The 7864-nt window shown below is 61.0% G+C and carries 6 protein-coding genes; 2 read left to right on the plus strand and 4 right to left on the minus strand.

The window, feature by feature from the left end; all coding sequences use genetic code 11:
* Positions 1-63: 63 nt before the first annotated feature.
* Genes ACW9IR_RS27820 through ACW9IR_RS27830 form a run of 3 tightly spaced genes read right to left on the minus strand, consistent with a single transcriptional unit; the run spans position 64 to position 4846 of the window.
* Positions 64-1632 (minus strand): FGGY-family carbohydrate kinase, encoded by a 1569-nt coding sequence (locus tag ACW9IR_RS27820; RefSeq protein ID WP_457465809.1) that lies wholly within the window; start codon positions 1630-1632, stop codon positions 64-66.
* A gap of 20 nt (positions 1633-1652) precedes the next feature.
* Positions 1653-3245 carry a glycerol-3-phosphate dehydrogenase/oxidase gene (locus ACW9IR_RS27825; protein WP_457465810.1) on the minus strand — a complete coding sequence of 531 codons (1593 nt, stop codon included), beginning with the start codon at positions 3243-3245 and terminating at the stop codon, positions 1653-1655.
* A 5-nt stretch (positions 3246-3250) separates the two neighbouring features.
* Complete coding sequence (locus ACW9IR_RS27830) at positions 3251-4846, minus strand: FAD-binding oxidoreductase (protein WP_457465812.1); 1596 nt, start codon at positions 4844-4846, stop codon at positions 3251-3253.
* Positions 4847-5056: 210 nt separating this feature from the next.
* On the opposite strand from ACW9IR_RS27830, the gene gliR reads away from it, so the two are divergent.
* Together gliR and ACW9IR_RS27840 are read left to right on the plus strand one after the other, a co-directional pair.
* The gene (gene gliR / locus ACW9IR_RS27835) at positions 5057-6073 is read left to right on the plus strand and encodes an AraC family transcriptional regulator GliR (protein ID WP_457465814.1); all 1017 of its coding nucleotides are present in this window, start codon (positions 5057-5059) and stop codon (positions 6071-6073) included.
* A 515-nt stretch (positions 6074-6588) separates the two neighbouring features.
* A complete protein-coding gene (locus ACW9IR_RS27840; RefSeq protein ID WP_457465815.1) occupies positions 6589-6954 on the plus strand; it encodes a DUF6124 family protein in 366 nt (121 codons plus the stop codon).
* A 346-nt stretch (positions 6955-7300) separates the two neighbouring features.
* On the opposite strand, the gene ACW9IR_RS27845 is transcribed toward ACW9IR_RS27840, so the two are convergent.
* A complete protein-coding gene (locus ACW9IR_RS27845; RefSeq protein ID WP_007911550.1) occupies positions 7301-7669 on the minus strand; it encodes a glyoxalase superfamily protein in 369 nt (122 codons plus the stop codon).
* Between the last annotated feature and the right edge of the window lie 195 nt (positions 7670-7864).

Here is a 7864-nt window from a genome sequence, read left to right on the forward strand (position 1 = left end):
ATGCTGGCTGACCCTCCGCTATCGCGAGCAGGCTCACTCCTACAGGGGATTTGTGGTGGTCTGCTAAGCGGGGTAACCGGTGATTTTGCGGATGCTTTGGTACAGCGGTTTGAGTTGGCGATACATGCGCAGGTAGACCTCTTTGTACAGCTGCTCGTAGATTTTTTGTGCCTCGGGCTGTGGGGTGAAAACCGCACCCACCCGCGTCATCGCCGCGATCGCCGTGGGGAAATCCGCATGCAGCCCCAACCCCACCGCACAACAAATCGCCGCCCCCAAACCCGACGCCTCATACACATGCGGACGCTCCGCCGGCAGGCCGAAAATATTCGCCGTCAGCTGCATCGCCGCATCACTCTGCGAACCACCACCGGCCACGCGCAACCGCTTGATCGAGACCTTCGAACGCCGCTCGATATTCTCCATGCCCTGACGCAACGCGTACGCCAGCCCCTCAAGAATCGCCCGGTAAATATGCGCACGGGTGTGCACATCACCGAAGCCGATCATCGCGCCTTTCGCCTCGACACCCGGCTCGCGAATCCCCGGCGACCAGTACGGTTGCAGCATCAAACCCATCGATCCCGGTGGAACGGCATCGACCAGCGCATCGAACAACTGCTCCGGCTCGATGCCCTGCTCTTTGGCCTGCTGCATCTCACGCAAACCAAACTCGTTCTTGAACCAGCTGACCATCCAGTAACCGCGATAAATCATCACCTCGCAGTTGAACTGATCCGGCACCGCCGAGGGGTACGGTGGAATCAACGGGACAATTTCCAGATAGCGCGAGCGGGTGCTGGTGATCGTCGCCGTGGTGCCGTAGGACAGGCATACCGTACTCGCATCGACCACGCCGGCACCGACCACTTCGCAAGCCTTGTCGGCGCCGGCAGCAATCAACGGCAAACCTTCGGGAATGCCGGTGTGGCGAGCGGCTTCAGCGGTGATGTAGCCAAGGGTTTCACCGGGTTTTTGCAAGCTCGGTAATTGCTCGGGGCGCACCGCCAGCGCCTGCCATTTCCAGTCACTCGGCGCAGCCCATTTCAGGCGTTTGAAGTCGAACGGCAGGTAGCCGACGCAGCAACCTACCGAGTCGACAAAACGCCCGCACAGTCGATGGGTGAGAAACCCCGACAGCAGCAAAAACTTGTCCGTCGCCGCCCACACGTCAGGTTGGTGTTTTGCTATCCAGTTAGCCTCAGCCTGAGCGCGAAAATAATCCACCGTACCCTGCGCGCCGACCAGTTTGAGCAACCAGCCCCACGGACCTTTGATCCCGCCCTCGACCTCGCTCTGCCGTTGATCGAGCCACAGAATTGCCGGGCGCAACGGTTTACCCTCGGCATCGACATTGATCACCGTGCCGCGCTGCGTGGTCAGGGAAACGCCGGCAATCTGCGAACGGTCGATACCGGTCTGCGCCCAGACTTGCTGGCACGCCTCCCCCAATTTTGCCCAGTAATACTCCGGATCCTGCTCGGCCCAGCCCGGTTGCGTCGAGTAATACGCCTGCAACTCGACCTTGCCTTTGCCGAGCAGATTGCCCTGCAAATCGAAAAGCAGCGCGCGCACGCTCTGGGTGCCGTTGTCGATCGCCAGCAGGTAACGCTTGTTCGGGTGGTTATCCATGGAGCTCTCTTCAAGGGGCATCAAGGCGTGGCATCCGGCAGACCGTGATGGCGTTGCCACAACGCCCGATAACGCTGTTCTTCCTGCTGCCAGTGTTCGTCGCTCCAGGCCAGTCGTGGCTGACAGAGTTGGCGGATGGCGGTGAAATACTCTTCGCCACCGCGCGGTAGCAGCAAACCGAGACGCGTGCGGCGCAGGAGCAGATCGTCGAGGTGCAGAACCATTTCAGTCTCACAGGCGAAAGCCAGTTCGGCCCACAGAGTGTCGGTGGCGCCGACCGTGTCGTGGCCGATCTCCGCAAGCAGTTGCGCCAGCCTTGGCAGGTTTCGGCCATGCCGCCCGGCGAGACGTCGCCACTGATGGCTGCTCAGTTCCGCGATCGGCAACTCAGGCACAGCAGCAAACACTGGCGCAGCGTCATCGACGAAGGCACGATCCAGCATACTCGCGCAGGCTTTGAGTACTTCAATGGCTTGCGGGCGAAACGTGGTTAGTTTGCCGCCGGCCAACGTCACGCAACCGGGTTCCTGCCACAGCACATGCTCGCGGGTTTCGTTCGAGGGTTTGTCGTGATGCGCACCTGCGCTGCCCACCACCGGACGCACGCCGGACCAGGTCGACAACACATCCGCCGCGCTCACTTCGGCGCCGGGAAACTGTTGCGTGCAGGCGGCCAGCAGATAGTCGAGTTCTTCAGCGCTGATGCTCGCGCTCTGATCCAGATCGTCGCGATGGTCGAGGTCGGTAGTGCCGACCACCGTGGCGCCTTCCCACGGGAAAACAAACACCGGACGCCGATCACGCTCATGCAGAAAAGTGAACGCCTGCGCCACCGGCAAACGCCAGCCCGGCAGCAATAAATGACTGCCGCGCAACGGCCGTAATTGCCGTGGCGCCTCTGCCGGACGCAAGCGTTCAGCCCAGGCGCCAGTGGCCACCGCGAGCACACCGCAACGCAATTGCAGAGTCGCGCCGGCTTCGCAATCTTCGATCTGAACGCCGCACACTCGCCCGTGTTCTCGCAGCAAATGCTCAACGCGAACGCCGTTAACCACGACAGCACCATCGGCGCGTGCCTCGCTCAACACACGCATCACCAGCCGCGCATCATCGGTCAGCGCATCGACAAAACAGGTGCCGCCGAGCAAGTCATTTTCCTTCACGCCCGGCGCCAGATATCGAAGCTGTTGCGCATCATGAAAACGATGGCTGCGCCGTCCCGCCAAGGCGTCGTAAACGCTCAGCAAACCACCCATCACCCGAGGCCCGGGAAAGCCACCGCGATAGTGCGGCATCAGGAAACTCATCGGCTCGACCAGCCCCGGCGCTTCGTCGAGCAAGCGCTGACGTTCGCGCACCGAATCACGGGTCAGGCGCCACTGGCCCTTGGCGATGTAACGCAAACCGCCATGGACCATTTTCGACGATCGGCTGGAGGTGCCCCAGGCAAAGTCGCGCTGTTCCAGCAACAGACAACGCCAACCACGGCGCGCGGCTTCACGCAGGATTCCGGCGCCGCTGATTCCGCCACCGATGACGATCAGATCCCAGGTTTCCTCGGCCAGCGCCGGCAGAATCTGCTGGCGCCATGCGGCGTTCCAGTCCTGACTCATGGCCGTCACTCCGGCAGCAGCGTGCCGGGGTTGAGGCGCCCGGCCGGATCGAAGTGCTTGCTCAGCGCCTGCAACGCATCCATCGCCAATTCGCCCTTCTCGCGCAGCAGGTACGGCGCGTGATCCTTGCCGACGCCGTGCTGGTGACTGATGGTGCCGTGGTTGTCGACGATGGTCTGGCTGGCCGCGTGTTTGAGCGCTTTCCAGCGCGCCAGCGTCGCGGGGTAATCCGCCGCCGGGCGAAACACGTAGGTGGTGTAGATGCTCGAACCTTCGCCGTAGACGTGGGACAGGTGGGTGAACACATGCACGCGCTCACCCTCGGCGGCCAAGGCCTCGCGCAGGCTGTTTTCGATGCGGTTGAGCAGGTTGTCGACGTTGCTCCAGTCGGTGGCGGTTTCGAGGGTGTCGACTACGTAACCGGCGTTCCACAGGTTCTCGCGCAGGTAGGGGAAACGGAAACGGTTCTGCGCCCATTTCTTGCCGAGCAAGGTGCCGGTGAAGACGCCGCCGAATGATTTGAGGTGGTGTCTCGCCTGTTTTAGCGACAGCGCGTTTTGCCGGCGATTACCGGTGACGCCGAAGGTCAGCAGGCACTTGCCCTCTGCTGCCCCCCTTAGCTTCAGATACTTTTCCAGCCAGGCGATTTGTTGCGGATGACCGGCCAGCGCCAGTTGCGTTTCGGTTTCCACGGCGTTGGATAGACGCAGCATCGACAGCGGTACGCGTGCATGGGCCAATTGGCGGATCGCCCTTAGCGCTTGCGGCCAGTCGGGTAGAAACACGCCGTAGAAACGCTCATCAGCAGGCAATGCGCTGACCCGCACTTTGACCTCGGAAATAATCCCGAAACGGCCCTCGCAACCCAACACCACTTCGCGCAGATCAGGCCCCGCCGCCGAAGCCGGAAAGGTTGGAATGTGCATCGGCCCGGCAAAGGTTTCCAGCGTTCCGCCCGCAAATAACTGCTCGATCCGGCCATAGCGCAACGACTGCTGACCGCTGGAACGACTGGCAACCCAACCGCCCAACGTCGACAACTCCCACGACTGCGGGAAATGCCCCAGCGTGTAGCCCCGCGCACGCAACTGACTTTCCACCTGCGGGCCACTCGCACCGGGACCGAACGTCGCCAGCAGGCTCTGCTCGTCCAGATCGATCAGGCGATTCATCCGCGCCAGCGACACCGTCACCACAGGCCGCGCAGAATCCGGCGGATTGATGTGCCCGGCCACCGACGTGCCGCCGCCATAGGGGATCAGGCACAAATCCTGTTCATGGGCGAGCGCCAGCAATTGGCGAATGTGCTCAGCAGTCTCGGGAAACGCCACCGCATCGGGATAATTGCCCAGCACACCTTCGCGCAACGCCAGCCAGTCCGGCAGGCTCTGGCCCCGCGCATGCAGCAAACGATCATGGGCATCGACGCTGTACAAGCTGTGCGCCGGCAATCGCGAAGCCGGCACCCGGGTCAATGCGGATTCCAGCGTGGCATCGGGCAGCGCGCGCCCCTCGCCCAGTCGTTCATGAAGAAACTCCGCGCCCTGGGCCGGCAGTTCGACCACCGTGGTTGCATCTCCCCAGCCGTTCCAGCGTCGCATGCGTGTGTCCTTCTAACCGTCAGATCAGTGATATTTCAGGCCTCCATACTAGCCAGCGGCCGCAAAGTGTCACGGTCGCATCCGGCCAGTTCGTGTAGCCAATTGAGTCAAACGTCGCGCAAGCGTCAGCCATTTACTTTAGTCGGGGTTTCAAATTACCTTTCAGGCTATTCGTCCGCCCTCGCCGCTGTTGATCAAAGGAATGGGATCATGCAATCGCTTGGCTATACCTCGGTTCCGCCCCTGCTCAAGTACCTGCGCCATGCCGAACAACTGGGCATGGATATCGAGCCGGCGTTGGCGGCGGCGGGTTTGCAGGCGCAGCAGTTGAGCGACAACACCCTGCGTTTGCCCGGTGAGGCGCATGAACGGTTGCTGGATTATTTCTGCGAACACTCGGGCGATCCGTTGTTCGGGCTCAATGCGGCGAATTTTGTCCTGCCCAATTCGTGGAGCGTGCTCGGTTACATCACCATGAACTGCGCGACGCTGGGCGATGCGATGAGCCGGATCATGCCGTTCGAAAAACTGGTCGGCGATATGGGCGTCAGCCGCGCGGAGGTGCTGGACGGTCACGTGCATCTCATCTGGACTTGCCGTTATCAGCGCCCGCGAATCCGCCGGCATCTGGTGGAAAACGTCCTCGGTTCGTGGCTGCAATACGCGCGCTGGATCGCCGACACGCAGATGTCGCCGGCCGGGGTCTGGCTGGAACATTCATGCCCGGCGGAGGCGACGCCGGCGCAATACGAAGCGTTTTTCGATTGCCCGGTGTTGTTCGATCAGCCGTATTCGGCGCTGGTCGTGCCGCTGGCGTATTTGCAGTTGCCGTTGCGCCAGGCGGATGCGCAGTTACTGCGCACGCTGGAAGAACATGCGCTGGGATTGATGGCGACGCTGGAGGATGCCTCGCTGGAACAGCAGGTGAAAAACATTCTGCGGCAGTTGCTCAAGGAAGGCTTGCCGCGCAAGGAGCAGGTCGCCGAGCAGCTCTCCGTTTCAGTGCGCACGTTGCAGCGGCAGTTGCATCAGGCGGGGACGTCGTATCAGCAGATTCTCGATGATTTGCGTCAGGAGCTGGCTGAGCATTATTTGCTCAACAGCACGCTGCCGATTCAGGACATTGCGCAGTATCTGGGGTTTACCGAACCGAGGTCGTTTCATCGCACGTTCAAGAGTCGGCGGGGGATGCCGCCGGGGGAGTTTCGGCAGATGCATCGGGGGTGAATGTTCCGGCCCCTTCGCGAGCAGGCTCGCTCCTACATTGATCTTCAGTGAACGCAGATTCCGTGTCCGGCACAATCCCCTGTAGGAGTGAGCCTGCTCGCGATGACGCCAGTCGCCGCACCGGGATCCGACAGGCAAATCCTCAAACTCTGTAGCGCAATAAACCCCTCAACCCCACGCCGTTTAAAGACACTCAGTGTTACGCGCAAGAGCCTACAAATCCTTGCGCCACTGCCTACGCCTGCGCCAGAATCCGCCGGCTTGTGCGCCCTGAGCATGCTGCGTAACTTGATTGCGTCACTGATTCCCAGTGATCGAGCTTAGCGGCTCGGCTACATTCGCTCCCCGCTGCACGAATATCATCCAGTCAGGTATTTGCCTGCGCTTAATGGTGGCTGTGCGCATGGCACCTTCGGGTGCGCCGGGGTGGGATGCGACCGGTCCGCTAACTTGCGCACAGCTGCCTCCCTTTTGCTTAGCGGCGAAATGGACGCGGCTTTAAAAGGTACGCTCCCATGTTCAAAGTAACGCCAAACCCGCCGGTCACCGACCCGGCCTCCCCTTACGAATCCCCCGACTCAAAGAAATTCCACGAAGCCGCCGAGCGCGCCCTAGACCACTACCTCGGTCCGACGAACGCTGACCTCATGGCCACACCCTACTCCCCCAACACGCTGTACATGGCCAATCCCCAAGCCGACACCGAATCCCTGCTGGCCGACGCCAGCGAAACCCTGGGTTCGGCGACGGTCATGCTCAACAACCATGCCGCGCAGGTTGAAGGCACTCACCGCAAAACCCTGCAGGGCATTGCGCAAGTGGTGATGGTGGCGGAAATGGCCGTCAATCGCGTGTTGGACAGGTTAGTGCCGACCGAGTAACAAAAAAGCCCGCGACCCCAACTGCGATAGTTAGGTGGCGGGCTTCTTTTTGCGGTGTGCCATTTCCCCTCACCCCAGCCCTCTCCCGAAGGGAGAGGGGGCCGACCGAGGTGTCTGGCGCTATACATCGACCTGAACGACCGAGTCGATTATGGATTCGACCGAGCAGATCCAGGTCGGTGCATCTCTCAAGCATCCCCGGATCGGTCCCCTCTCCCTCTGGGAGAGGGTTAGGGTGAGGGCCATCCATAATCGATGCAGATCTTTCAGGTCGATGTCTAGCGTCAGACACCTCGGTCGGTCCCCTCTCCCTCCGGGAGAGGGTTAGGGTGAGGGGCTTTTCGCTTCAGAGACAGATCGCATTGGTAAACACCAGCCGATTACCAAACGGATCAACGATCGTCATGTCCTGGCTACCCCAAGGCATCGCCTGAATCCCCGGGTGCGAAAACTTGTAATCCTTGGCCACCAACTGCTGCTGAAACGCCTCCAGCTCATCGGTCTCGATACGCAGCGCCGAACCCGGGCACGCATCGCCATGATGCTCGGACAAATGCAGCACACATTCACCGCGCGACACCTGCAGATACAACGGAAAATTCGCCTCGAAGCGATGCTGCCAGTCGATCTTGAAACCCAGAAAATCGACGTAGAACTCGACAGCTTTGGCCTCATCGAAGATCCGCAGGATCGGGGTGGTTTTGCCGAAGCTCATGGGGTGCTCCCTGACTGGTTGGCCCCACAGTGTAGACGGGGTGGATGTCAGCAATTCGGCTTGGGCTGGCGTTTCTTTAATTGCACAGTGCCACTATGAGACACAGTTCAAAAGATCGCAGCCTTCGGCAGCTCCTACAGAAGGTCGCATTCCCATGTAGGAGCTGCCGAAGGCTGCGATCTTTTGACGTCAGCA

It is taken from the genome of Pseudomonas sp. SDT291_1_S447 (genome assembly GCF_054070155.1).